General features: G+C 60.7%; 22 protein-coding genes. 13 read left to right on the top strand and 9 right to left on the bottom strand.

Annotation, left to right across the window (positions count from 1 at the left end; genetic code table 11):
- Positions 1 to 11: 11 nt before the first annotated feature.
- The 3 genes from LRK71_RS01060 to LRK71_RS01050 form a co-directional block, all read right to left on the bottom strand.
- Entirely contained in the window at positions 12 to 1583 is a 1572-nt protein-coding gene (locus tag LRK71_RS01060; RefSeq protein WP_232400469.1) for a Re/Si-specific NAD(P)(+) transhydrogenase subunit alpha, read from the bottom strand.
- 252 nt (positions 1584 to 1835) lie between these two features.
- Positions 1836 to 2285, bottom strand: coding sequence for a methyltransferase family protein (locus tag LRK71_RS01055; RefSeq protein ID WP_232400467.1), 450 nt, complete (start codon positions 2283 to 2285; stop codon positions 1836 to 1838).
- 219 nt (positions 2286 to 2504) lie between these two features.
- Positions 2505 to 3458, bottom strand: a complete 954-nt coding sequence (locus LRK71_RS01050) for an MBL fold metallo-hydrolase (protein WP_232400465.1) — start codon at positions 3456 to 3458, stop codon at positions 2505 to 2507.
- Between the two features lie 172 nt (positions 3459 to 3630).
- On the opposite strand from LRK71_RS01050, the gene LRK71_RS01045 reads away from it, so the two are divergent.
- From LRK71_RS01045 to kynA, 4 genes are all read left to right on the top strand, one after another.
- Positions 3631 to 4383, top strand: a complete 753-nt coding sequence (locus LRK71_RS01045) for an SDR family NAD(P)-dependent oxidoreductase (RefSeq protein ID WP_232400464.1) — start codon at positions 3631 to 3633, stop codon at positions 4381 to 4383.
- Positions 4383 to 4772, top strand: coding sequence for an MmcQ/YjbR family DNA-binding protein (locus LRK71_RS01040; RefSeq protein ID WP_232400462.1), 390 nt, complete (start codon positions 4383 to 4385; stop codon positions 4770 to 4772). Before LRK71_RS01045 ends, LRK71_RS01040 begins: the two co-directional genes overlap by 1 nt.
- Positions 4773 to 4861: 89 nt before the next feature.
- Positions 4862 to 6055 (top strand): kynureninase, encoded by a 1194-nt coding sequence (gene kynU, locus LRK71_RS01035; RefSeq protein ID WP_232400460.1) that lies wholly within the window; start codon positions 4862 to 4864, stop codon positions 6053 to 6055.
- A gap of 149 nt (positions 6056 to 6204) precedes the next feature.
- The gene (gene kynA, locus LRK71_RS01030; RefSeq protein WP_232400458.1) at positions 6205 to 7062 is read left to right on the top strand and encodes a tryptophan 2,3-dioxygenase; all 858 of its coding nucleotides are present in this window, start codon (positions 6205 to 6207) and stop codon (positions 7060 to 7062) included.
- A 104-nt stretch (positions 7063 to 7166) separates the two neighbouring features.
- Here the strand turns inward: kynA and LRK71_RS01025 are convergent, their stop codons facing one another.
- Positions 7167 to 7760: a TetR/AcrR family transcriptional regulator gene (locus LRK71_RS01025; protein ID WP_232400456.1), complete on the bottom strand. Its 594-nt coding sequence runs from the start codon at positions 7758 to 7760 to the stop codon at positions 7167 to 7169.
- Between the two features lie 103 nt (positions 7761 to 7863).
- Between LRK71_RS01025 and LRK71_RS01020 the strand changes: the two genes are divergently transcribed.
- Positions 7864 to 8328 carry a (2Fe-2S)-binding protein gene (locus LRK71_RS01020; protein ID WP_232400455.1) on the top strand — a complete coding sequence of 155 codons (465 nt, stop codon included), beginning with the start codon at positions 7864 to 7866 and terminating at the stop codon, positions 8326 to 8328.
- A gap of 4 nt (positions 8329 to 8332) precedes the next feature.
- Positions 8333 to 10570, top strand: coding sequence for a xanthine dehydrogenase family protein molybdopterin-binding subunit (locus tag LRK71_RS01015; RefSeq protein WP_232400454.1), 2238 nt, complete (start codon positions 8333 to 8335; stop codon positions 10568 to 10570).
- 84 nt (positions 10571 to 10654) lie between these two features.
- Here LRK71_RS01015 and LRK71_RS01010 read toward each other — a convergent pair whose 3' ends face one another.
- The 3 genes from LRK71_RS01010 to LRK71_RS01000 all read right to left on the bottom strand — a co-directional run bounded on the left by LRK71_RS01010 (position 10655) and on the right by LRK71_RS01000 (position 14322).
- Positions 10655 to 11437, bottom strand: coding sequence for a gamma-glutamyl-gamma-aminobutyrate hydrolase family protein (locus LRK71_RS01010; protein ID WP_232400453.1), 783 nt, complete (start codon positions 11435 to 11437; stop codon positions 10655 to 10657).
- A gap of 232 nt (positions 11438 to 11669) precedes the next feature.
- Complete coding sequence (locus LRK71_RS01005) at positions 11670 to 12095, bottom strand: GlcG/HbpS family heme-binding protein (protein ID WP_232400452.1); 426 nt, start codon at positions 12093 to 12095, stop codon at positions 11670 to 11672.
- Positions 12096 to 12186: 91 nt separating this feature from the next.
- A complete protein-coding gene (locus tag LRK71_RS01000) occupies positions 12187 to 14322 on the bottom strand; it encodes a malate synthase G (RefSeq protein WP_232400451.1) in 2136 nt (711 codons plus the stop codon).
- Between the two features lie 287 nt (positions 14323 to 14609).
- Here LRK71_RS01000 and pepN point away from each other — a divergent pair, with 287 nt between their 5' ends.
- The 3 genes from pepN to LRK71_RS00985 all read left to right on the top strand — a co-directional run bounded on the left by pepN (position 14610) and on the right by LRK71_RS00985 (position 19371).
- Positions 14610 to 17183 carry an aminopeptidase N gene (pepN, locus tag LRK71_RS00995; RefSeq protein WP_232400450.1) on the top strand — a complete coding sequence of 858 codons (2574 nt, stop codon included), beginning with the start codon at positions 14610 to 14612 and terminating at the stop codon, positions 17181 to 17183.
- On the top strand, positions 17176 to 17667 hold the full coding sequence (locus LRK71_RS00990) for a hypothetical protein (RefSeq protein WP_232400449.1): 492 nt from the start codon (positions 17176 to 17178) through the stop codon (positions 17665 to 17667). Before pepN ends, LRK71_RS00990 begins: the two co-directional genes overlap by 8 nt.
- A gap of 192 nt (positions 17668 to 17859) precedes the next feature.
- Positions 17860 to 19371 (top strand): hypothetical protein, encoded by a 1512-nt coding sequence (locus LRK71_RS00985; RefSeq protein WP_232400448.1) that lies wholly within the window; start codon positions 17860 to 17862, stop codon positions 19369 to 19371.
- Positions 19372 to 19565: 194 nt separating this feature from the next.
- Here the strand turns inward: LRK71_RS00985 and LRK71_RS00980 are convergent, their stop codons facing one another.
- Positions 19566 to 21956: a Tex family protein gene (locus LRK71_RS00980; RefSeq protein WP_232400446.1), complete on the bottom strand. Its 2391-nt coding sequence runs from the start codon at positions 21954 to 21956 to the stop codon at positions 19566 to 19568.
- Positions 21957 to 22174: 218 nt separating this feature from the next.
- On the opposite strand from LRK71_RS00980, the gene gatB reads away from it, so the two are divergent.
- Positions 22175 to 23686 carry an Asp-tRNA(Asn)/Glu-tRNA(Gln) amidotransferase subunit GatB gene (gene gatB, locus LRK71_RS00975; RefSeq protein WP_232400445.1) on the top strand — a complete coding sequence of 504 codons (1512 nt, stop codon included), beginning with the start codon at positions 22175 to 22177 and terminating at the stop codon, positions 23684 to 23686.
- 213 nt (positions 23687 to 23899) lie between these two features.
- Positions 23900 to 24424, top strand: a complete 525-nt coding sequence (locus LRK71_RS00970) for a DUF4177 domain-containing protein (RefSeq protein ID WP_232400444.1) — start codon at positions 23900 to 23902, stop codon at positions 24422 to 24424.
- 90 nt (positions 24425 to 24514) lie between these two features.
- Here the strand turns inward: LRK71_RS00970 and LRK71_RS00965 are convergent, their stop codons facing one another.
- Positions 24515 to 24772, bottom strand: coding sequence for a BolA family protein (locus LRK71_RS00965; protein WP_232400443.1), 258 nt, complete (start codon positions 24770 to 24772; stop codon positions 24515 to 24517).
- A gap of 106 nt (positions 24773 to 24878) precedes the next feature.
- Here LRK71_RS00965 and LRK71_RS00960 point away from each other — a divergent pair, with 106 nt between their 5' ends.
- Entirely contained in the window at positions 24879 to 25502 is a 624-nt protein-coding gene (locus LRK71_RS00960; protein WP_232400442.1) for a DnaJ domain-containing protein, read from the top strand.
- A gap of 258 nt (positions 25503 to 25760) precedes the next feature.
- Positions 25761 to 26747 carry a cobaltochelatase subunit CobS gene (gene cobS, locus LRK71_RS00955; protein ID WP_232400441.1) on the top strand — a complete coding sequence of 329 codons (987 nt, stop codon included), beginning with the start codon at positions 25761 to 25763 and terminating at the stop codon, positions 26745 to 26747.
- The last annotated feature ends 53 nt before the right edge of the window (positions 26748 to 26800 follow it).

The following is a 26800-nucleotide window of genomic DNA, read 5'->3' as shown; positions in this document are numbered from 1 at the left end:
CTGTAACCTCCTTAAGATTTCTGGAACATGGCAAGCATGCGCCGGGTGACGAGGAAGCCACCAAAGATGTTGATACCAGCCATAAAAACCGACAGGGCTGCCAGCAGGATCACTAGGAAGCTACCCGAACCGATCTGCATCAGGGCCCCCAAAATGATGATCGAGGAAATTGCATTGGTCACAGCCATCAGCGGCGTGTGCAAGCTGTGCGCCACCCCCCAGATCACCTGGAAGCCAATAAAGACCGACAGCACAAAGACGATAAAGTGCTGCATGAAGGAGGCAGGCGCGACCAGACCAACCGCAAGCAGCAAAGCCCCGCCAACGGCCAGCAGGGTCACCTGGTTTTTGGTCTGCGCCTTGAAGGCGGCCACTTCTTCGGCACGCTTTTGTTCTGGCGTCAGCTCTGGTGCTACCTCTTTGGGCTTGGCGGCAATCGCCTGCACCTTGGGCGGCGGCGGTGGGAAGGTGATTTCGCCGGCATAGGTGACGGTGGCACCGCGAATGACGTCATCCTCCATGTTGTGATTGATCTGCCCGTCCTTTTCAGGCGTCAGATCTGTCATCATATGGCGGATATTGGTGGCATAAAGCGTCGAAGACTGCGCCGCCATCCGACTGGGGAAGTCGGTATAGCCGATGATGGTCACGCCATTTTCTGTGACGATCTTTTCGTCCATCACGGTGAGCTTGCAGTTGCCGCCCTTTTCCGCAGCAAGGTCAACGATGACCGAACCAGGCTTCATCGCCGCGACCATCTCTTCGGTCCACAGCTCTGGCGCTTCGCGGTTGGGGATCAACGCGGTGGTGATGACGATATCGACCTCTGGCGCCAGTTCCAGGAACTTGGCCAGCTGGGCCTCGCGGAATTCGGGGCTGGAAACCGAGGCATAACCGCCGGAAGAAGCACCATCCGCCTGGTCTTCTTCGAAATCGAGATAAACAAATTCGGCCCCCATGCTTTCGACCTGCTCGGCCACTTCGGGGCGCACGTCAAAGGCCAGGGTAATCGCGCCGAGGCTGGTCGAGGTGCCAATGGCGGCCAGACCGGCAACACCGGCACCCACCACCAGAACCTTGGCTGGGGGCACCTTGCCCGCCGCCGTGATCTGACCGGTGAAGAAGCGACCAAAGTTGTTGCCTGCCTCGATCACGGCGCGATAGCCCGCGATATTGGCCATCGACGACAGCGCGTCCATCTTTTGTGCCCGGCTGATACGCGGCACCATTTCCATGGCGACAACGCTGGCGCCCTTGGATTTGGCCTGTTCCAGACCCTCTTCATTGCCGCCTGGGTTAAAGAAGGAAATCAGCGTCTTTTTTGAGTTCAGCCGCTTCAGCTCAACCTCGTTTGGCTGGCGCACCTTGGCAATGATGTCAGCAGTTTTCCACAAGCCGGCGGCGGTTTTGATGATTTCGACACCAGCCTCGGCATAGGTTTCATCGCTGAATCCTGCCAGTAGCCCCGCGCCGCTTTCGATGGCACAGTCGTAGCCTAGTTTCTGCAGCTGACGCGCAGAGTCTGGCGTCATCGCAACCCGCGCCTCGCCGTTGATCACCTCTTTGGGTGTTCCAATTTTCACCTTTACGGTCCCCCTCGTCCTGCCCGTCTCGGCACTTGCTGAGTACGGATCGAAAAAATAATGACTATCCTGCGCAATATATTTGCGCAACCGTTACGCCGCGACGCCGCATATCGCTGCCGCGCTGCCGCATTTCTGCACCACTCAACGAAAGTGGCACGGATTCTTCAACCCGCCCAGATAATTCACCGCGAGACCTGGCCGGAATGTTCGCCCTTGCCTGACCTGCAAATCGCCCGACCGCGACCCGGATCATACCCAGCGCCGGACCTTTTGCTCGTAGCGCGCCCAATCGGCGCGAAAGGCGCGGCGCATTCTGTTTTCTTCTGGCAGGATAAAGCGTTTTTCCAGGATCCAGGTCAGCACCGGGATCAAGGGCAGCGCCAGCACCGCATCAAAGTAGAGGATAAGCCCTGCCAGCACCATCACATCGCCCAGGTAAATCGGGTTCCGAGTGCGGCTGAAAATCCCCGATTGCACCAGCTTGGCAGGGGTCGCATGGGGCAGCACCGTGGTTTTCTGGCGGCGCAGTTCCACCACGGCCAAGACCATCAACACCAATCCGCCACCAACCAAGAGCCCGCCCAGCAGATCCGCCAGGACCGGCCCAAAGCCGAGCCCCATGGGCAAAAACCGCGCCTGCCCCCAAGCCAAGGCGATACCGGCACCCAGCCAGACTGGCGGCAGATCAATCAACTTCATTTCATCCTCTTTCGAAGAGGGGCAAGGCCCGCTAGATTAACGATAACTTTGCCGCCACCCTCCCCGTATCGCGCGGGAAGGTCCAGCATTTCGCCTTGGGCTGACACAATAAAAGAACAGGTTGCCGATTTTTGGGGCGATATCACAACGCCGTTCCCGGCTGGCGGCATCTTCACGCGACCGGCGGGCCTTATGTCCCTGTATCGCGGCAAAACCTCACTATTCCCATTCCATTTCTTCAAAGACACGGCCCGCATTTTTTGTTGCCAGTTCGTCAAAGGTATCCAGCCCGCGCCAGGCCTCTTGGTCAACATAATAGGCGCCCGCCAGATCGCCACCCTCGTCGATATGCGCGCCAACTTTCGCTCGTAGATCAGCCAGATAGTCATAGGTATAGCGCCGCAACTGCGCCAGGTTGGTTGGGTGGCCATGGCCCGGGATCATATAGGTCGGCGCCATAGGTTCCAGCTTGTCGACCCAGGTTTCCATCCAGCAGCTGGTGCAGGTATGAGGAAAGATCGGCAGCATACGTTCATGAAAGGCAATATCGCCGGCAATCATGATCTGCCACTGCGGGATCCAGACCTGGGTGTCCCCCGGATCATGGGCCGGACCAAGATGCAGCACCTGGATATCAACCCCGCCAAGGGTGATCTCATAGCTGTCACTAAAGCTTAGGTTCGCAGGCTCTACCCGGGTGTCGCCCGCGCGATCGCCGTTGTAGGACTGCATGCCCTGCAAGATGAAATCGCCGTTTTTCTGCACCTCGGCAATCGCATCGGCATGGGCCAGAACATCAACCCCCAGATCGCGCCAATAGCCATTGCCCAGCATCGCATGGCCTTGGCCATTTTCATTGATGACCAGCACCACCGGCTGATCCGTCTGCGCCTTGATCTCGGCATGCAGCGCCGCCGCCAGCGCATCCGAGGCCCCGGCATTGATCACCACAACACCTTCGCTGGTCACAATAAAGGAGAGGTTGTTGTTATGGCCTGCATTGTCATACCCGGGTGGTGCAGTGGCACCGATGGCCGAAAACACATGCGGGATGACCTCAACCGGTTTGGAGTAAAGCTCTGACTGCGGGTATTGATCCGCGATATTTTCGCTGGCCAGAACCGAACTGGCCAGGCTGGCAACGGCCAGCGCCGCAAGCAACGGTGTTTTCATAAAGGACCTCCCAAGGGTTTAACCTGATACACTCAAATTATTCACACTTATGAATATGATTGTAAATGCCAAAATCCCCGCCCCAACAAAGGCAGATCCGCACTTTGACGGAACGGCGCACTTGCGTACCCAGACTCCCCCGATAACCTGCCCCAAACAGGAGGAGAACAATATGGATCTGAACGGAAAACACGCGTTGGTCACAGGCGGTGGCACTGGTATCGGGCTGGCCATCGCCAAGGCCCTTGCCGCCCAAGGCGCCCAGGTCACCATCACCGGACGTCGCCAAGAGGTGTTGGAAGAGGTCGCCACTAAAGGCCTGCACCCCATGGCCATGGATGTGCGCGACGAGGATGACATCATCGCCAAGGTCGCCGCAGCCGTCGACGCCCGCGGCCCCATTCAAATTTGTGTCGCCAATGCCGGTGTCGCAGAGGGCAAGTCGCTGCACAAGACATCGCTCGCGTTTTGGCGCAACATGATGTCGACCAATCTCGACGGTGCCTTTCTGACCATACGTGAATGCCTGAAATCCATGCACCAGACCGACTGGGGCCGCATCATCACCGTGGCCTCTATTGCCGGGCTGCGCGGCCTGAAAGGCGGTGCCTGCTACAGCGCCAGCAAACATGGCATGATCGGTCTGACCCGCGCCCTAAGCGAAGATTACATGGGCAGCCAGATCACCGCCAACGCGCTCTGCCCCGGCTATGTCGACACCCCGATCGTGGACCGCAATATCAGCTCTATCGCCACCCGCGCCGGCATCAGCGAAGAAGAAGCCCTGAAGGTCATGGTCAATGCCAACCGCCACCAGCGCCTGATTGAACCAGAGGAAGTCTCGGCGGCGGCTCTGTGGCTCTGTGGTCCCGGATCGCAGTCAATCAACGGCCAGACCATCGAGATTGCCGGTGGGCAGACCTGATGAACCGCGCAGAATTCAATCGATTCTGCGCAACCTTTCCGGCCGCTGAACATGTGGTTCAATGGGGCAATTCCGATGTCTGGAAAGCAGGCGGCAAGCTTTTTGCCGTCTGCGGCTGGGCTGATGGGCGCGATGCCTTCACCTTCAAAGCCGGCGAGATTGCCTATGAGGTCCTGCAAGCGCGCCCCGGCGTTCGCCCCGCGCCCTATCTGGCCTCGCGCGGGATGAAGTGGCTGCAGCAGTTTGATGAAAACGGGCTGAGCGAGGCCGAGCTGCGCGACTGCATTGCCCTATCCTATCAGCTGGTGACGGTCGGCCTGTCAAAACGCAAACGCGCCGAGCTGGGAATTCCGGACCCGCAGCCTGCCAGACTACAGAACGACCCCTAGTATCTGGGCACTGGACAGTCTCATTTTGATCGGATACGAAATATAAAAGCTTTAAGCTTGAAGCATTAATATCAGCCCCGGGGTTTCCGATGACCGATTTTGCCGCCACCAAAAAAATGTTCGATCTGCCCGAAGGGGTGATCTACCTTGATGGGAACTCTCTGGGCCCGCTGCCAAAGGCAACCAAAGACCGCGTCGCCTCGATGATCGAGGACGAATGGGGCAAGCTGCTGATCACCGGCTGGAACAAGGCGGGCTGGATGCAGCAGCCTAATTCCATCGGTGATCGCATCGGACGGCTGATCGGGGCTGAAGCGGGTCATGTGATGATGGGCGATACCCTGTCAATCAAGGTCTATCAGGCCGTCGCCTCGGCGCTGGAACTGAACCCCGGCCGCCGGGTGGTACTGTCGGACAGTGGCAACTTCCCCTCGGATCTCTATATCGTGCAGGGGCTGCTGAAATCGCTGGGCGATGACTATGAATTGCGTGTGGTGCCGCCGGAAGAGGTGGCCGACAATATCACCGATGACCTGGCTGTTTTGATGCTGACCGAAGTGGACTACCGCTCGGGGCGCAAGCACGACATGAAGGCGCTGACCGCAAAGGCCCATGCACAGGGCGTGGTGACAGTGTGGGATCTGGCCCATTCGGCAGGCGCGCTGCCGGTGGATCTTGCCGGGTGCAAGGCAGATTTTGCTGTGGGCTGTTCCTATAAATACCTCAACTCTGGCCCCGGTGGCCCCGCCTTCATCTATGTGGCTCCGCGTCATGTGGACAAGGCCCGCCCCGCCCTATCGGGCTGGCTGGGACATGAGGCACCTTTTGCCTTCGATCTTGACTACCGTCCCGGCACTGGCATTGAACGCATGCGCGTTGGCACCCCGCCGATGATACAGCTGGCGGCGCTTGATGCCTCTATGGATATCTGGGATCAGGTCGACATGCAGGCGCTGCGGGCGCGCTCCATTGCGCTGTGTGATCGCTTTATCGCTGGGATCGAGGCCAGCTGCCCCGAGCTGGCGCTGGCCTCGCCGCGCGATGGCGCTGGTCGCGGCAGCCAGGTCTCTTTTGCATTTGAGCATGGCTATGCGGCAATGCAGGCGGTGATCGCACGCGGCGTGATTGGCGATTTCCGCGCCCCCGATATCATGCGCTTTGGCTTTACCCCGCTGTATATCGACGAGGGGGATGTCGATGCAGCCATCGCCATCATTGCCGATGTGATGAACAACCGCCTGTGGGATGCGCCTGAATACAAAATCCGCGCGGCCGTCACCTGATGATCGCGCCCCTAACACAGGCCCTGCCCCTGTGCCGCCCCTTTGGTTGGGTGGCGCTTTGGCGTCGCCTGGCCCAATGTGGCACGCTGAACAAGCGGGCTTTCTCCCTTTCCTGAGCTAGTATTCAATTCAGAAAAAGGAAGAATCCCATGAGCGATTCCAAGACACAGACCCCCGGCTGCCCCTTCAACCCTGCAGAAGATGGCGCCCAGATGGATTTTGATGGCCGCATGTCCTATGGCGACTACCTGTCGCTGGACGCGCTGCTGAACGCGCAAAACCCCAATAGCGACACCCATGATGAAATGCTCTTCATCATCCAGCATCAGACCTCTGAGCTGTGGATGCGGCTGGCCATTCACGAATTGCAGGCGGCGCGCGATCGCCTGTTGAAGGGCGAGATGCGCCCTGCCTTCAAGATGCTGGCGCGGGTGGCGCGTATTTTTGAGCAGCTCAATTCCGCCTGGGATGTGCTGCGCACCATGACGCCGTCGGATTACACCGCCTTTCGCGATGCCCTGGGGCAGAGTTCCGGCTTTCAGTCGCATCAGTACCGGCTGATCGAGTTCATGCTGGGCAATCGCAACACGGCAATGCTGAAGCCACACGCCCATCGCCCCGATCTGGTGGCGCTGCTGGAGGCCGAGCTGGCGCAGCCCTCGCTGTATGACGTGGCGCTGCGGGCGCTGAATGCACGTTTTGCCTTGCCTGAGACGGTGATCAATCGCGATCTTTCGGCCCCCTATCAGCCCTCGCCCGAGGTAGAGACCGCCTGGTCCGAAGTCTACCGCGCCACGGAAACCCATTGGGAGCTTTATGAACTGGCCGAGAAACTGGTTGATTTTGAAGACTATTTCCGCCGCTGGCGGTTCAACCATGTCACCACGGTGGAACGGGTGATCGGTTTCAAGCGCGGTACTGGCGGCACCGGCGGGGTGAACTACCTCAAACGGATGCTGGAGGTGGAACTCTTCCCTGAGCTTTGGCACCTGCGCACCAGCCTGTAGGACACCAGCTGCGACGGGGGGCGGCTCCCGCCCGTCTTGCGGCATCAAGATGCCGTATCCCGTTGGGCCCGGCGCCGCGCTTTGTGCGGCGCTGCAGCGCAAGATCAGATGGGGGCGCCAGGCGGAGCCAGTGCCTGGGCACAAAGCGCCGCATAGTTCTGCACGCCGGTGCGATAGGCCTCATAGCTCAGGGAGGTGTGTTTGATGCCTTTGAGGCAGGCGCAAAACAGCTGCGCCACCGCATCGGGGCCACTGGTCAGAACCACACGCCCCTGCCCGGCCTCACCGGTCAGCCAGGCGGCATACAGCGCCTGCAACTGCGCCTCGCCCTCTTGGATCATATCCCCCGCCACGTTCATGCCCGCCTCGAACAGCTCCATCCCATGCGCCGAGGACATCATGGCCTCCATCGTAGCACCGCCATGGGCAGCAAAGGCGCGGGCCAGCCTGTGATGCAGGCTGCCTTCCCCTTCCAGGGCGGCGCGGATATCGCGCCGCGCCTCTGCATAGTAGCTATCGACCAGCGCGCGAAAGATCGCTTCTTTGTTCTTGAAGTGCAGATAGAGCGCCGGACGTGACATGCCGGCGCCGCGCGCTATGTCATCCATCGACGTCTTACGAAACCCATAGGCAGAGAACCCCGCCCAGGCTGCCAAGAGTATGGCCTGTGTTTTGGTATCAGCAGCTGAAATTTTCATAGGCGTGGTTCTGACAGTCGCACGCCTTTTTGTCAATTGACATACTGACAGAACATATGCATTTTGTCATCACGTCAATAGGATCCAGCAAGAGGCCAGGCCCATGTCAAAAACGCTCCATATCAATGGCAAGACCCACCAGGTGGATCTGCCCGATGATGTACCTCTGCTTTGGGTGCTGCGCGATGAACTTGGCCTTACCGGCACCAAATTCGGCTGTGGCATCGCCGCTTGTGGTGCCTGCACGGTGCAGGTGGACGGGGTGGCGCTGCGCTCCTGCCAGCTGAGCCTGGGCGATATCGACGGCGAGGTCACCACAATCGAGGGGCTTGGCACTCCGGAGAACCTGGCCATGATTCAGACCGCCTGGGTGCAACATCAGGTGGCGCAATGTGGTTATTGTCAGTCCGGCCAGATCATGCAGGCCGCCAGTCTGCTGGCAGACAACCCAGCCCCCACCGACGAAGACATTGACGACGCGATGCAGGGCAATCTGTGCCGCTGCGGCACCTATCCGCGCATCCGCGCTGCTATCCATTCCGCCGCCAAAATGATGCAGGAGGCCTAACCCCATGGCCAGATTGAAAAAAATCGCCCGCCGCAGTTTTCTTGTCGGCTCTGCCGCGATTGTCGGGGGCGTGGCCTTTGGCACCTACAAATACCACCAGCCCGCCCCTAACCCACTGCAACCGGGCGCGGGCAAAGCCATCCTGAACCCCTTTGTTTTTGTGGATCAATCCGGGGTGACCCTGATCGCACCACGGGCAGAAATGGGCCAGGGGGTGCGTACCTCCTGGGCGGCACTGATAGCGGAAGAGCTGGATGTAGATCCCGCCGCCGTCACCGTGCTGCATGGCCCTGCGGCCAAGGCCTATTACAACAGCGCCATGATGGCCGAAGCCCTGCCTGGGCGCGGCTACGACGCCAGCGATTTCCAGCACTCTCTGGGGCAGATTGTCGGAAATTTCTCCAAATTCCTCGACCTGCAGGTGACCGGGGGGTCGTCGTCGATGAAGGACGGGTTCACCCGGATGCGTCTGGCAGGCGCCAGTGCGCGTGAAACCCTGAAAGAGGCAGCAGCGCAGCAGCTTGGCATCGCCCGCGCCCTGCTGGAAACCAAAGACGGGTTTGTGCTGGCACCGGGCGGGGTCAAGCTGGCCTATAGTGAACTGGCAATGGCCGCCGCTAATGTTGAAACCCAAGAGGCAGAGCTGCGCCCCGCAGCGCAGTGGAAATACATCGGCAAGCCGGTTGCCCGGATTGATATGGTGGAAAAGGTCACCGGCACCGCCACCTTTGGCCTTGATACCCGGATCGAGGGGATGAAATTTGCCGCCATCCGGCAAAACCCACATTATGGCGCCGCGATGCGCAGCTTTGACGCCTCGGCCGCCAAGAGCATGGCCGGTGTCGAGGAGGTCCTTGATCTTGGCGATGCGGTGGCGGTGGTTGGCACCAACACCTGGCTGGCGCAACAGGCAGTGGATGCCATCGAGGTCGACTGGGCACCTGCGAGCCACCCAGAGACTACCGAAGCAATCTTTGCCGAAATCGCCGCTGCCTTTGACGATAGCCCCAATTCAACCCTGCGCGACGATGGCGATGTGGATGACCTGCCCGAGGGCGCGGAGTTTCTGGAGGTTGAGTACCGCCTGCCCTATCTGGCCCATGCCACCATGGAGCCGATGAATGCCACTGCGCTCTATTCCGGCGACAGGCTGGAAATCTGGGCTCCAAACCAGGGCCCCACCGTGGTGCAAAAAGCCGCCGCCGATCTTAGCGGGCTGGAAGCCGAGGCAATCACCGTCAATACCACCTATCTGGGGGGCGGCTTTGGGCGGCGCATCGAAGTGGACTATTCCAACCGGGCGGTGCAGATTGCCCTACAGCTGCGCGGCACCCCCGTGCAACTGACATGGTCGCGCGAAGAAGATATGCGCCACGACTATTTCCGCCCCGGTGCCATTGCCCGCTACCGTGCCGCCGTCAAGGATGGCAAGGCCCTGATGGTGCATGGTAAAATCGCCGCGCAATCCACCACCCAGGAAGGCGCTGGTCGGATGCTGGGCCTGCCCATGTCCGGCCCCGACAAGGGCCATGTGGATGCCGCCTTCAACCAACCGCTGGCAATCCCCAATTTCCGCGTCGAAGGCTATCTTGCGAAACCGATGATCCCGGTTGGCTTCTGGCGCTCTGTTGCGGCCTCTTTCAACGGCTTCTTTTCCGACACAATCATCGACGAAATGGCGCATACGGCGAGGCGTGACCCGCTGGAATTCCGCCTGGAGCTGGCCCGCGCCGAATGGGAACCCGCAGCCCAGGTGCTAGAGCGCGTGCGCGACATGTCAGGCTGGAGCGGCCAAACCCCTGCAGGCGTAGGGCGCGGTGTCGCTCTGGCTTACAGTTTTGGCACCCCGGTGGCGCAGGCCATCGAGGTGATCGACCGAGGCGGCGACATCGCCATCACCAAGGCCTGGATTGCCGCAGATCTTGGCCTTGCCATTGATCCGCGCAACATCGAGGCGCAGCTGTTTGGTGGTCTTGCCTATGGGCTCTCGGCAGCCTGTTTTGGTGAAATCACCTTTGCCGACGGTATGGTCGAGCAGGAAAACTTCCCTGATTACGACGCCCTGCGCATGCCCAGCATGCCGCGTGTCGAGGTCGCCGTACTGGAAAATCAGAAACACATGGGCGGCGCGGGCGAACCCGGCACCCCACCAGCGGCCCCCGCACTGGCCAATGCGATTTTTGATCTCACGGGCAGCCGCGCCCGCGAATTGCCCCTGAACAAGCGCTTCAGCTTCGTGTAAGCCACCTCCCCCACCGGCACGCTCGGGGGGGGGCCGCCGGTGGTGTGTGGGGGCACCAGTTCCCAACCAGGCCCGCGTCAGGTCTTATCCGGTGGCAGAGTGCTGGGGCGGCAACAGACTGTTAGCCTGCCAGCTGCGCACCGCTTCACCAAAGGCCTGAAACAGTGGTCGCGAGACCGGATCATTGGCCGCATCCCATTCGGGATGCCATTGCACTGCCAGGGCGAAACCCGGCGCATCCTGTACATAGATCGCTTCGGGGGTGCCATCGGGGGCATGCCCCTCAACCACGATCCGCGCGCCCGGCGTCTTGATCCCCTGACCGTGCAGGCTGTTGGTCATCACTTCGGCAGCGCCAAAGATTCCGTTGAATACCCCGCCTGGGGTCATCTTGACCGGATGGCGCAGGGCGAATTTTTCCTCTAGCGAACCATCAGGGGGCATACGATGGTTCATCCGCCCCGGCAAATCTCGAATTTCGGGATATAGCGTGCCACCCATGGCCACATTCACTTCTTGAAAGCCGCGACAAATGCCCAGAAAGGGCTGACCCCGTTCAACGCAGGCACGCACCAGCGGCAGCACGATGGCATCACGCGCCCGATCAAAGGCCCCATGCGCCGCCGTTTCATCCTCGCCATATTCGTTGGGGTGCACATTGGGGCGCCCACCGGTCAGCAGAAAGCCGTCAAAACTATCAAGCAGTTCATCAACCGACAGAAAGCGCGGGTCAGAAGGAATCAACAGCGGCATGCAGCCCGCGACTTCAGCCACAGCTTCGGAATTCATCGTCCCGCCTGCATGGGCCGGATACTGATCATTGAGCAGATAGGAATTACCGATAATACCGACTTTGGGACGCGCCATGAGGACTCCGAAATAAGATGCAACAGCGTAAAACTACGGCCTCCCCCCAGATCCCGCAAGCGCGCAGAGCGCTGGTGCCCGCGCAGGCGGTTGTTCAATTATACACGATCCACCCCTTCCAGTCGGCTTTTGCGCATTCCAGCACCGGAGAAATTTGTCCAGACGGGACCCACAGACACGCAAACAGAGCGCCGCATGCCGCAACGCCCTGTCTCTTTCTGCTTGCTCTGGATCAGCTTTCTCCGGTCAGGCCCGCCGCCGCGATCCCAGCCATGGCCGCAACCACATCATTATCAGAGGTATCACCAGTGACACCAACAGCGCCGATCACCGCACCGCTGTCGTCGCGTAGCAAAACGCCACCGGGCACCGGAATGACCTGGCCGCCGTAGACGCCGTTCACCGCGGCCATGAAATAGGGCTGCGCCTCGGCCCGCGCCATCTGGGCGCTGCCCGGCATGCCCAGCATAACCGCGCCATAGGCCTTGCCATGGGCGATGGCAAAACGCCCGGGCGCCGCGCCGTCTTCGCGGGCAAAGGCCTGTGCATGGCCACCGGCATCCAGCACCAGAACAGAGAGCGGTTTGAAATTCATCTCGCGTCCCTTGGCCAGGGTGGCATCAATAATTGTCTGGGCTGATTTCAGCGAAATTGTCATTGTCTTGTCCCTCTTGTGATCAGGCCTATGGCTCAATTGAAACAGGGGCAGGATCACGCCCTGCCCCTGCTGTTCTGTCAGATCGACCGCCCTAGCTTGCCGCCGCCTTCAACTCCAGGCGGCGGGCATGCAACACCGGTTCGGTATAGCCCGAGGGCTGCACCCGGCCCTTGAACACCAGATCGCAGGCAGCCTGAAAGGCAATGCCGTCAAAGCCGGGGGCCATCGGGGTATAGCTGGCATCGCCTGCATTCTGTTCATCCACCACCGCAGCCATTTTTTGCATTGCCGCCATCACGCGAGACTCGTCCACCACCTCGTGATGCAGCCAGTTGGCCAGCGCCTGAGAGGAGATCCGGCAGGTGGCGCGGTCTTCCATCAGACCGATATTATTGAGGTCCGGCACCTTGGAGCAGCCAACGCCCTGGTCCACCCAGCGCACCACATAGCCCAGAATGCCCTGCGCATTGTTTTCAACCTCGTGGCTGATTTCGTCCTTCGACAGGTTCTGCCCCTGCATCACCGGAATAGTGAGCAGATCTTCCAGCGTGCCACGCGGGCCAGCGGCGCGCAGCGCATCCTGCTGCGCCAGCACGTCAAACTGGTGATAGTGGGTGGCATGCAGCGTCGCGGCCGTTGGTGAGGGCACCCAGGCGCAGGTAGCACCCGCCTTTGGATGGCCGATCTTGGTGGCCAGCATTTCGCCCATCAGATCAGGCATGGCCCACATGCCCTTGCCGATCTGGGCCCGCCCCTTCAGGCCACAGGCCAGCCCAATATCCACGTTGCGATCCTCATAGGACGCGATCCAGGCCGTGCCCTTCATCTCTCCCTTGGGCAGCATCGGCCCTGCCTCCATCGAGGTATGGATTTCATCGCCAGTGCGATCCAGGAAGCCCGTGTTGATAAAGGCCACCCGCGATTTGGCAGCGCGGATACATTCCTTGAGGTTCACACTGGTGCGGCGCTCTTCATCCATGATACCGATCTTGACGGTATTGGCCGGCAGGCCCAGCGCCGTCTCGACGTGATCAAAGATACGGCAGGCAAAGGCCACTTCTTCGGGACCGTGCATCTTTGGTTTGACCACATAGACAGATCCCTGCACCGAATTGCCACCCTGCGCCTGCAGGTCATGCATCGCGATCATCACGGTGATCATCGCATCCAGAAAGCCCTCGCCGGCTTCGCGACCTTCGCTGTCCAGAACTGCCGGGTTGGTCATCAGATGGCCAACGTTGCGCACCAGCAGCAGGGACCGCCCCTTGAGGCTCGCAGCCTCGCCCCTGGCGGTGGTGTAGTCGAGATCGCTGTTCAGCACCCGGGTGAAACTCTTGCCGCCCTTGGTGACCTCTTCGGCCAGATCTCGCTTCATCAGGCCCAGCCAGTTGCGATATGCGACAACCTTGTCTGCAGCATCCACACAGGCAACGGAATCTTCGCAATCCATGATGGTGGATAGCGCGGATTCCAGCGTGATGTCGTTGATCCCCGCCTGATCGGTCGCGCCGATATTGCCAGCCGCATCAATTTCGACAATCGCATGCAACCCGTTGTTCTTCAAAATCACCCGCGTCGGGGCCTCGGCCGCGCCGACGTGACCGGAAAATTGGTCGGCCGCCTTCAATGCAGGCACCAGTGCGCCACCAGCAACAGACAGGCCGGTGATGTCGCTCCATGAGCCGGTTTCAAGCGGGAAAGTTTCATCCAGAAAGCGGCGCCCCCAGGCAATCACCCGATCACCACGTGCCGCATCATAGCCGCCGCCGCCAGGCAGATCGCCCATGGCATCCGTGCCGTAGAGCGCATCATAAAGCGAGCCCCAGCGCGCATTGGCGGCATTCAGCGCAAAACGGGCATTGGTGATCGGCACAACCAGCTGTGGCCCCGGCGTTGCGGCGATCTCGGCATCCACATTTGATGTGTCGATCTCAAAATCATCGCCCTCGGGCAGCAGATAGCCGATTTGACGCAGAAATTCCGTATAGGCAGCGGCATCCTGCGGCGCGCCCAGATGGGCGATGTGCCAGGCATCAATCTGCCCCTGAAGATCCTCGCGTTTGGCCAGCAGGGCGCGATTTTCATCCCCCATGCCATTGACCAGCCCAGACAGCCCGGCCCAAAAATCCGCCGCGGTGACACCGGTCCCCGGCAGGGCCTGGCCTTCAATGAACTCTGCCAGCTCGGATGCGACCTGCATCCCCTCGATATTACGCATGTTGTTCATCAAATCCTCCTTCACGGGTTATCACTGCGGTTTCCCGGATACAGGAAAAGTTTCCTATCGGCAACAGATGCGGTAATAATACTTTACCAATTAAGGGGAGACTGTTTCAAATTATTATTGCAAATCGCAACCAGCTTCAAAAGCGACAGGTAAATTCTGCTGGGTTTTGCAGCGATTTGGCCCGACATCTGCTTGCCCGGCTCTGCGCCATTGCCTACCACTGGAACAAGCTATGACCACAGGCGCCGCCCTGGCTGCCCCTGGTCCCGACAGATGAGGACAGCACGATGACGGCCGATTTGACCCAGACCCCGCAACAGACCGCCGAAACCTTCTACCTGAAGGATTACACCCCCTTTGGGTTTGAGGTGGAAAGCGTTGAACTGACCTTCAAACTGGCGCCCAGCGCCACGCGGGTTGTCAGCAAGATTTGCTTTATCCCCAAACCCGGTGCGCCAGACCCACGGTTCTTTCTACATGGCGAAAAGCTCAAGCTGATTTCGGCCAGGATCGACGGCGTTGATGTTGCCCCGGTCGTTACCCCCGAAGGTCTGACCTGCGATGTGCCGCAACAGCGCTTTGTCTGGGAGGCAGAGGTCGAAATCGACCCGGCTGGCAATACCGCACTAGAGGGGCTGTATATGTCAGGTGGCATGTATTGCACCCAGTGCGAAGCCGAAGGCTTTCGCAAGATCACCTATTACCCAGACCGCCCCGATGTGATGTCCATCTTCACTGTGCGGATCGAAGGCGATGAAGAGGTGATGCTATCCAACGGCAACCCGGTTTCCAAATCTGATGGCCTTGCCGTTTGGCAGGATCCCTGGCCCAAACCGGCCTATCTCTTTGCGCTGGTTGCCGGTGATCTGGTCAATCACCCTGACAGGTTCATCACCAAATCCGGCCGCAAGGTAGAGCTGAACATCTGGGTCCGCCACGGCGACCAGGATAAATGCGCCTTTGGCATGGAGGCGCTGAAGAAATCCATGACCTGGGATGAACAGGCCTATGGGCGCGAATATGACCTCGATATCTTCAACATCGTGGCGGTAGATGATTTCAACATGGGCGCGATGGAAAACAAGGGGTTGAACATCTTCAACTCCTCCTGCGTGCTGGCCTCGCCCGAAACCTCGACGGATGCCAATTTCGAACGGATCGAAGCGATCATCGCGCATGAGTATTTCCACAACTGGACCGGCAACCGCATCACCTGCCGCGACTGGTTCCAGCTCTGCCTGAAGGAAGGGCTGACAGTGTTTCGCGACTCGCAGTTCACATCCGATATGCGCTCTGCCCCGGTAAAGCGGATCTCGGATGTCATCGACCTGCGCGCCCGCCAGTTCCCCGAGGACCAAGGCCCGCTGTCGCACCCGGTACGCCCCGAAGAGTTTCAGGAAATCAACAACTTCTATACCGCCACCGTCTATGAAAAAGGCGCCGAGGTGATCGGCATGCTGAAACGCCTAGTGGGTGATGCGGACTATTCAAAAGCCGTGAATCTCTACTTTGAGCGTCACGATGGGCAGGCCTGCACGATCGAAGACTGGCTGCAGGTTTTCGAAGACGCCACGGGCCGCGACTTGGGCCAGTTCAAACGCTGGTACAGCCAGGCCGGCACGCCGCGCCTGAAGGTGGCAGAGAGCTTCGCGGATGGCACCTATACGCTGACCTTTGAACAAAACACCGCGCCGACGCCCGGCCAGCCGAACAAGGACCCGCGCGTCATCCCCATTGCGGTGGGCCTGCTGGGGGCCAATGGCGACGAGATCCGGCCGACCCAGGTTCTGGAAATGAGTGAAGCCAAGCAAAGCTTCACCTTCGAGGGGCTCGCCACGAAACCCGTTCCGTCCATTCTGCGCGAATTTTCGGCACCGGTGATCCTTGAGCGTGAGACATCAAATGCCGAACGTGCCTTCCTGCTGGCCCATGACACCGACCCGTTCAACCGTTGGGAAGCGGGCAATGCGCTGGCCCGCGAGGCGCGTGTTGCCATGGTCCTGGAGGGGGCAGCCCCCGATGCAGACTATCTGGATGCGCTGACCAAACTGCTGCGCGACGATACACTGGATCCCGCCTTTCGCGCCCTGATCCTGCAGCCGCCCAGCCAATCCGACATCGCCCAAACCCTACACGAGCGCGGCCATATCCCCGATCCGCAAAAGATCTACGATGCCGCCGAAACTCTGGCGCAGACCCTGGCGCAGCAACTGGCCGATAACCTGCCCCGGCTCTATGCTGACACCACCGTGACCGCGGCCTACACCCCAGATGCAGTCAGCGCTGGCAAACGGGCCTTGAACGCCCGCATCCTGACCCTGCTGACCCGGCTGGATGGCGGCGAACAGGCCGCGCGCCAGTATGAGGCGGCCGACAATATGACCCAGCAATACAGCGCCCTGGCCAATCTGATGAAGGCGGAAAAAGGCACGGTGCAGTCCCAGGCCTTTTTTGACCAATGGCAGGGTGACCGGCTGGTGATGGACAAATGGTTTGCGCTGCAAATCGCCATGGCCGCGCCAGAGGCAACCACGCGAACGGCAGCGCAGTTGACCCGGCATCCGCTGTTCACGCTGAAAAACCCCAACAGATTCCGGGCGGTGATGGGCGCGCTTGCAGGCAATCACGCGGGCTTTCACCACGCCAACGGTGCAGGCTACCGGCTTTTGGCCGACAATCTGATCGCGCTGGATGGCCTGAACCCGCAGACCACCGCCCGCATGTGTACCGCCTTCCAGAGCTGGAAGCGCTATGACAACAACCGCCAAGCCTTGATCGCGGCGCAGTTGCAGCGCATTCAGACCACCGCCGGGCTGAGCCGCGACACCAATGAGATGGTCAGCCGTATCCTGGATGCCTGACCGCTGCGCCCCAGCCCCCAGCCCGCCACAGCAGGCCAAGGCCTCGTCCCTGCAGCCACCCGCGTTTCACTTTCAACGGCAGGGGCGATCCTTGGGGCTGGCACTGGCGCTTGCTGGCTGGCTGGCATTGCTGGGTGTTGGGGGCGTTGCGGCGCAGGTCTCACCCTGGATTTTGGGCGGTCTCGCCCTGCCCTGCCTGCCGGGCCTTTGGGATCTGTGGCGCAATCCCAGCTCGGGGCTGACGGTTGGCGCGGACGAGATCCGCTGGCATATCGCGCAACAGGCCACTGGGGTTGCCCTGTCAGAGATCGCCCTGCTGCGGCTGGATCGGCGCTGGGACCTGTCCTACCGCGCCACTCTGGTGCTGCACAGCGGGGCCAAGCTGCGCCTGCCGCAACCCGCCCTCCCGCCTATTCAGGCGCTGGAAACCAGCCTTGCGGCCCATGGCACCCCCTGCCAGCGCCACCCTTTCAGCATATTCTAGACCAGCCTCTTGCGGGCAGGCAGCCCTGCGCGATCCCCCATCCGCTGCGCCTGCCTCCCTCCCCCGGGTGGGGGCCTGCCGCAGCATTTTCCCAATTCGTGGCAGCAATCTCCCCATCCCTGCCACGATTGCGCCGCATTACACTTGCAAGTTGCCTGCCTAAGGATCAGTCGCCAACCTGCAGGATGTTGCATGTTCAAACCTCACGACCTCATGTGGACGCGCCTGTCCAGGCTGCAACGCGAATTCCCCGCTTGGATCTCCTCTCGCCTGACACCCAAGCCCCCCCCCCATGCTGGCATGCTCCCCCCGCACCAGAGCGAGACAGAGCAGCAGAAAATCCTGCAACGGGCATGTGCTCAGTCCTGCGAAACCGGCGACCAACCAGCCCCGCTAGAGGCCGATAGTCCCGACACCCCTGTAGAAGGCCTGCAAGACCCCGCAGCCGATCTGGCCGCCTTTGCCGAGGTCCTCTTGATCCCGGTTCGCACCGACAGCCCCGCCACCCGCAGCCGCCTTGCACTACAGGACAAGGGCCAGTTCCTGGCCCGGCAGGAACGATGGGCCGAATTGTCCAAAATGATCCGCAGCGCAGATCAACAGCACCGCCGCACCGAAGGTGGCCTGCCCGAGGCCGATCTTCTGGCCTATGGCGCCCGCGCCGATGTGGTCAACGCGGTGGATCACGCCCTGCAAGAACTCAGCGACAAGACCGGCCCCAACGGTGAAGACCGCATCCTCATAGAGGGGGTTATGGCGCTGGAAGCCCTGCGGCGCGAACATCGCCATGACGCCTATCTAACCGCGATTGTTGCTCTGGCCCATATCGACATTGCCTGGGTCTGGCGCAGAACCATCACGCCAGCCGCGCCCCAGGGCGACAACGGTCCCGCTTCGGGCCTGACTGTGGACAATACCGAGGCTGCGCCCCTCTCTGGCCTCAGCTCAGAGGCCCACCTGCGCCGTGCCACGGCCCATTTTGAACGCGCTGCCACTCTGCTGGCCCCCCTGCAAGCGCAGATGCAGAACAGCGCCTTTTTATCGGCGGCCCACTGCGCGCTGTTTGCCGGCCAGAGCGCCGCGACGCTGCAGGTGGCGGATGCCTATGCAGCGCTCATTGACCAGGACCCGAACAATCCGCGCCCAATGCGCGCGCTTGGGGCGCAGATGCTGCCACGCGCCAACGGATCCTACGCGGCGCTAGAGCTTGAAGCCCGGCGCACCGCCGCACGCACCCACGAGATCTGGGGCGCTGGCAGCTATACTTGGGTCTATTTTGATGCCATGGCGATTGACGATCGAGCCTGCGCCCGCGTCGATACCAAGTTTTTCCTGAAGGGGTTGCAGGACATCCTGAATGTAGATCCCAGCCAGGAAATGGTAAACCTGCTTTCAGCCTATTGCGCCATCACCCTGTCGCAGGATGCAGGCCAGAAATCAGATCAAAACGCCAAAAACAACCGGGCGCAGATTGCCAAGGCGGCGCGCTGGCTGATCCGCTCTCACCTGCATGAGCTGCACCCGCTGATCTGGGCCCATGCCTGTGCAGGTTTTGACAACAACGCCCATATCACCTCCCTGCGCCGCTTTGCCGCCCAGGGCCAGGCAAGGGCCCTACACTGCATTGCCGAGATGTTCCGCGATGAGTTGGACTGCGGTCACAAGATCGCCTTCACCCCGGATGGCATTGACCTGCTGACCTGAAAACCACCCGAACACCCCAACCCCCGCCCAAAAACGGCCCTCCCGAATAGGCGGGGTCGGTTGAACCAGGCAAAAAGGCCGGGACTCTCCCGGCCTTTGTTCTGTCTGCCTGGTCAGACCAGTCGCTGGTGCATCCTTCTGGCCCGGTCCAGGCCCATTTTGGCGCGCGGCAACCGCACCGCGATCCCGATATATCAGGTCTTCTTAAACGCATCCATCAAGGCAGCCCCCAGGGCGCCAGTCTGCCCCCCCTGCGAAGCGCCGCCCCCCTTTGGGCCCGCAGACATGCTGCCGTCCTTGCCGCCGCTGCCTCGGTGTCCACCGCCCTTGCCACCGCTGCCTTTGGCGCCACGACCCTGAAACCCGCGCTTGGCCCCATCCTCGGCACCGCGGGCATTGCGCTCTTCGCGGGCCGAGGCACCGCCATCCTTGCGCATGGTCAGGGCAATCCGTTTGCGCGCCACATCGACTTCGGTCACGGTCACCTTGACCACCTGGCCGGTTTTCACCACATCATGTGGGTCTTTGACAAATTTATCGGCCAGCTGGCTAACATGCACCAGCCCATCCTGATGCACCCCGACATCCACAAAGGCCCCAAAGGCCGCCACATTTGTGACCGTGCCCTCCAGCACCATCCCCGGCTTCAGATCCTTCATCGTCTCGACCCCTTCGGCAAAGGTCGCCGTGACAAAGGACGGGCGCGGGTCACGCCCCGGCTTTTCCAGCTCGCTGAAGATATCGCGCACCGTGGGCAGACCAAAACTCGCATCGACGAACTGCTCGGCCCGCAGCGTTTTCAGCGCGCTGCTGTCGCCCATGATCTGGCGAATATCACGCCCACAGGCCGCAACCACCTGGCGGGCCACACTATAGGCCTCGGGGTGAACAGAGGAGGCATCAAGCGGCTCTTTCCCGTCGCGAATACGCAAGAAACCGGCACATTGTTCAAAGGCCTTGGGGCCAAGGCGCGCCACCTTCAACAGGTCTTTGCGGGTGGCAAAGGCACCGTTCATATCGCGGTGCGCCACGATGGCCTCGGCCAAGCCAGGCCCCAGTCCAGAGACATGCGCCAAGAGCGGCGCCGACGCCATGTTGAGATCAACCCCCACGGCGTTCACCACATCCTCGATCACCGCCTCCAGCGATTTCGACAGGCGATGCTGGTCGACGTCGTGCTGGTACTGGCCAACGCCAATGCTCTTGGGTTCGATCTTGACCAGCTCAGCCAGCGGATCCTGCAGACGCCGGGCAATCGACACCGCACCGCGCAGGGATACATCCAGATCGGGGAATTCACGCGCCGCCAGTTCCGATGCGGAATAGACCGAGGCCCCGGCCTCGGAAACCACGACCTTGGTGGGCGCCTTCACCTTGGCAGGCAGGTGTTTGATAACCTCTGCCACCATGCGTTCCGTTTCACGGCTGGCGGTGCCGTTGCCAATGGCGATCAGTTCGACGCCATGTTCCGCGATCAGTTTCAGCACCGAGACCTGCGCCCCGCGCAGATCATTCTTTGGCTGAAAGGGATATATCGTTTCAGTGGCGAGCACTTTCCCGGTGGCATCGACCACTGCCGCCTTGACGCCGGTGCGAATGCCCGGATCCAGCCCGAGCGTCGGTCGCGCACCGGCAGGCGCGGCAAACAACAGATCGCGCAGGTTGCGGGCAAAGACCTGAATGGCATCCTCCTGCGCCCGGGCGCGCAGATCCGCCATCAGTTCCAGCATCATCGACAGGCTCAGCTTTACCCGCCAGGTCCAGCCCGCCACCTTACGCAGCCATTTATCCCCGGGGCCGCTGCCGCTGGCGCCCAGCTCTGCCGCCACCATGGATTCGGCCCGCGCCACGCCCTCTTCCGGTTCCGGCCCTATATCCAGCGTCAGCACCCCCTCGTTGGCGCCGCGCAGCATCGCCAGCGCCCGATGCGAGGGCACATCGGCCCAGCGTTCATTATGGTCAAAATAGTCGGAAAACTTGGCGCCCTCTTGTTGCTTCCCCTCAACAACCCGCGCGGTGAGGCGTGCCTCGGCCTGCAGGAACTGACGCAGCCGCCCCAGCAGGCCTGCGTTTTCGGTCAGCCGCTCGGTCAGAATATCGCGCGCGCCGTTCAGCGCCTCCTTGGTGCCGGGCACCGCCTCGCACAGATAGCCCTGAGCCAGCGCCTCCGGGTCGGCGCCGTGATCCCCCAGGATCGCATCGACCAGCGGCTCCAGCCCGTTCTCCCGCGCGATCATCGCCTTGGTCCGGCGCTTGGGCTTGTAGGGCAGATAGATATCTTCCAACTGCGCCTTGGTTTCGGCCTTGGCGATCGAAGCCGCCAGATCATCGGTCAGCTTGTCCTGAGATTTGATCGCGTCAAAAATCGTCGCGCGGCGCGATTCCAGTTCCCGTAGATAGGTCAGACGCTCTGCCAGGGTGCGCAGCTGGCTGTCGTCCAGCCCACCTGTCACCTCTTTCCGGTAGCGCGCCACAAAGGGGACTGTCGCGCCCTCATCCAACAGCGTCACAGCGCTGTTCACCTGGTTCGGGGCGGCGCCGATTTCACGGGCAATCGTCTGGGCAATGCGGGCTGCGGTTTCCAAGAATGCGTCCTCTTCGTTCTGCTCGGGCGATCTTCATAGCTCTGTCGCGCGGTCGCGCCAAGGGTGCGCGTGCGCTCGGCTGCGCCGGAGTGCCGATCAATCGCAGGATTTCATCGCCCAATTCGCCAACGGCAAGGCAGAATCTCTGCTGCCTCTTGCCCCGCATGGCCCGCTGGCCTAGAACGCCTGCTAAACGCGATCAAAGGAGCCGATGCGAGATGCTCGACCTGACATATGAACTGCCCAAGCCCAAGGTGATTTCGGGTGCCAAACATGACTGGGAACTGGTCATCGGCATGGAAGTGCATGCCCAGGTCAGCTCCAATGCCAAGCTGTTTTCCGGCGCGTCGACCAAATTCGGTGCCGAGCCAAACTCCAACGTCTCTTTCGTGGATGCGGCGATGCCAGGCATGTTGCCGGTGATCAACGAATACTGCGTTGAACAGGCTGTGCGTACGGGGCTCGGCCTGAACGCGGAAATCAACCTCTGGTCGGCCTTTGACCGCAAGAACTATTTCTACCCGGATCTGCCGCAGGGCTATCAGATTTCGCAGCTCTACCACCCCATCGTTGGCGAAGGCGAAGTGCTGGTGGAAATGGGCGATGGCACTGCGCGCACCGTCGGGGTGGAACGCATCCATATGGAACAGGACGCGGGCAAGTCGATCCACGACATGGATCCCAATATGTCCTTTGTCGATCTCAACCGGACCGGCGTCTGCCTGATGGAGATCGTCAGCCGCCCCGACATCCGTGGCCCGGAAGAGGCCGCCGCCTATATCGCCAAGATCCGTCAGATCCTGAAGTACCTCGGCACCTGCGATGGCAATATGCAGAACGGCAACCTGCGTGCCGATGTGAACGTCTCTATCTGCCTGCCTGGCCAGTATGAAAAATACCAGGAAAGCAAAGACTTTTCCCATCTGGGCACCCGCTGCGAGATCAAGAACATGAACTCCATGCGCTTTATCCAGCAGGCTATCGAGGTCGAAGCACGCCGCCAGATCGCCATTGTCGAAGCCGGCGGTGAGGTCGATCAGGAAACCCGCCTTTACGACCCGGACAAGGGCGAAACACGGTCGATGCGATCCAAGGAAGAAGCGCATGACTACCGCTACTTCCCCGACCCCGATCTGCTGCCGCTGGAAATCGAACAGGCTTGGGTCGATGAAATCGCCGCCACCCTGCCGGAACTGCCCGACGCCAAAAAGGCCCGTTTCATCGCAGATTTTGGCCTGTCGGACTATGATGCCTCGGTGCTGACTGCCGATGTGGCATCCGCTGCCTATTTCGAAGCCGTGGCCGAAGGGCGTAACGGCAAGCTGGCGGCCAACTGGGTGATCAACGAATTGTTTGGCCGCCTGAAGGCAGACGAGGCAGATATCGCCAATAGCCCGGTCACACCGGAACAGCTGGGCGGCATCGTCGAACTGATCTCGGCCGAGACCATTTCCGGCAAGATCGCCAAAGATCTGTTTGAAATCGTCTACACAACAGGCGGCGACCCGGCGCAGATCGTCGAAGAGCGCGGCATGAAGCAGGTGACAGACACCGGTGCCATCGAGGCCGCCCTGGACCAGATCATCGCCGACAACCCCGCCCAGGTGGAAAAAGCCAAACAAAACCCCAAACTGGCAGGCTGGTTTGTTGGTCAGGTGATGAAAGCCACCGGCGGCAAGGCCAACCCCAAGGCTGTAAACCAGCTGGTTGCCCAGAAACTTGGTGGGTAAACGCCCCTAGACATTACGAAAAAAGGCGGCCCCAGCATATATGCAGGGCCGCCTTTTCTATTGGTGACCAGAGTACCGCAAACCCGCCCCACCCGCCGGGGCAAAGCCCGGGCACACAGGCGGCAAACAGGCGGCAAACCGAAACCCGCGCCTCCCTGCGCTTGACGCTCCGCCTGCATCGGGTAAACCTGCGCTCCAAGTCAGGAGACCAGCATGCAAGCTTTCGAGTACAAAGTTGTTCCCGCCCCACACAAGGGCACCAAGGCCAAGGGCATCAAGACCCCTGAAAGCCGCTTTGCCAATTCGGTTGAGATGATCCTCAACGAAATGGCCTCCGAGGGCTGGGAATATCAGCGCGCGGAACTGCTCCCCTCGGAAGAACGCTCGGGCCTGACCGGCTCGACCACAAACTGGCGCAATGTACTGGTGTTTCGCCGTGCGCTTGCCCCGGCAACAACACAAGCCGCGCCGCAGCCCCTGGCCGAAGCAGCAGCGCCGCAGGGCGCCGCACCGGCGGTTGCCACCCCTGTTGCCGCGACAGACACACCCGTAAACACAGCCCCCGTCCTGACAGCCACGGCGGGCGATCCCGAAGCGCCAGAGAATGCCACCCTCGTCCCAGGCCTGGGCGCGGCCAAGATGCAGGCCGATGATGGCGTTGAAGAACTCAGCCCGGTCTCTGGCATGACAACGGCGCTGAAAGCACGCGCCGAACGCCGCACAGCGGACGAAACCTGACCCCCGCCATAGAACAGACATCACGCCGCAATTATCAGGTGCCCCCTTCCTGAGTGAGAAGGGAGGCACCCACTATTCGTTCTTCATTGGTCAGTCACTGCCGATGTCCAGCGCCAGCGCGTGAATGCGCGGCACGATGTCCCCCAGCGCCTTGTGCACCATCCGGTGCCGCTGCACCCGACTTTGCCCGGCAAAGGCTGCGGCGCGGATCATCACGTTAAAGTGGCTCTCGCCGCTGCCATCATGGCCGGCGTGGCCGATATGACTGTTGCTATCATCTACCACCTCTAGGGCAGTGGGATTAAAGGCGGCCCGCAGCCGCTGTTCCATTTCCGTATTTATACTCATATTCTGCCTATCCTCATATTTATTTCTCTGCCCCCCTTCAATCTGACGCCCCTTAGACTAAACTGCTGCCTCCGAGTCGAACAGCTGCGTCTAGAAAGTGCCCCACATGAGCAAATCAGATCCCTTCGGTTTCGATATGTCCGTCAGCTCTGCCAAAAAGAAAAATCCACGTGGCCGCCGCAGCATGTCTGGCGCCTCAGAGACCTCTGTCCGTGTCTGCGACAAAGAGGGCTGCGAGGAGGCCGGCAAGTTCCGCGCCCCCAAGGCCCCCGATGTATTGGATGATTTCTTCTGGTTCTGCCAGGAACATGTCCGCGAATACAACAACCACTGGAACTTTTTCCAGGGTACAACCGAGGCCGAACTGAACGCCCAACAGTCTAAGGACAAAGTCTGGGAACGCCAAACCAAGCCCATGGGCGACCCCGAGGCCCGCGCCTGGGCCAGGCTGGGCATTGAAGACCCGCATCAGGTACTGGGTGGTAACGCCACGCAGAATCCGGGCCGTTCAGCCGCAACCGGGCGCCGCCTGCCCGCAACCGAACGCCGCGCCATCGAAGTGCTGGAGGCCAAGGATGACTGGTCCAAGGCTGACATTCGCAAGGCCTACAAAAAGCTGATCAAGGTGCTGCACCCCGACATGAACGGCGGCGACCGCAGCCAGGAAGAACAGCTGCAAGAGGTTCGCTGGGCCTGGGAACAGATCAAGGACAGCCGCAGCTTTAAATAGGCCATGGGGCCAGCGCTGAAAATTCATGCGTAAAAGGGCAGCACGGGCTGCCCTTTTTGTTGCGCCTCCGCCGCCCAACCGATCCCGTGCCCAAGCCAGTTCTGGTTCACATATTTCAACCTCGATAAGGCCAGTTTCACCGCAACACCACGTTATTTGGCTCCCACCTACTCTGCCCCTTGCCCTTCATCGCAAGATCAGGCACCAATCCCCCGGATTGGCCCCGCAGCCGCGGGAGAGGAACAAGGATCGACGACGATGACCGATGGCATGCTGGATATGAATACAAAACCGACCGATACTATTTCGGTCCGCGATGTCTTTGGCATCGACACCGACATGACTATCAAGGGCTTTGCCGACGGATCGGACCGTGTACCAGCCATCGACAACACCTACAAATTTGATCCCGACACCACCATGGCCATTCTGGCGGGCTTTTCGCACAATCGCCGGGTGATGATCCAAGGCTACCACGGCACAGGCAAATCGACCCATATCGAACAGGTCGCCGCCCGGCTGAACTGGCCCTCTGTTCGGGTAAACCTCGACAGCCATATCAGCCGGATCGACCTGATCGGCAAGGATGCGATCAAGCTGCGAGATGGTAAGCAGGTCACCGAATTCCACGAAGGCATTCTGCCCTGGGCCCTGCGCAACCCGGTTGCGATTGTGTTTGATGAATATGATGCCGGCCGCGCCGACGTGATGTTTGTAATCCAGCGAGTACTGGAACATGACGGCAAGCTGACACTGCTGGACCAGAACGAGATCATCACCCCGAACCCCTACTTCCGCCTGTTTGCAACCGCCAACACCGTTGGCTTGGGCGATACCACGGGCCTGTACCATGGCACCCAGCAGATCAACCAGGCCCAGATGGACCGCTGGTCGCTGGTGGCAACGCTGAACTATCTCAGCCATGATGCCGAAACAGCCATCGTGCTGTCCAAGGCACCACATTACAACACCGACAAGGGCCGCAAGAACATCAGCCAGATGGTCACCGTGGCCGACCTGACCCGGACCGCATTCATGAACGGTGATCTGTCGACGGTGATGTCGCCCCGAACCGTGATCAACTGGGCGCAAAACGCAGAGATTTTCCGCGACGTGGGCTATGCTTTCCGTCTGTCATTCTTGAACAAATGTGACGAGCTGGAGCGCCAGACGGTGGCTGAGTTCTACCAGCGTTGCTTTGACGAAGAGCTGCCCGAAAGCGCAGCCAGCGTTTCGCTGGGCTAATTTGTGACGTGCCGCCTGGCCGCAAGGCCGGGCAGCGCCCATCCCGTCCCCCA

It is taken from the genome of Pseudophaeobacter flagellatus (assembly GCF_021228235.1).
Classification (GTDB): Bacteria; Pseudomonadota; Alphaproteobacteria; order Rhodobacterales; family Rhodobacteraceae; genus Pseudophaeobacter; species Pseudophaeobacter flagellatus.
Note: the sequence above shows the minus strand (reverse complement) of the source record. Positions and strands in the feature narration are given on the sequence as shown.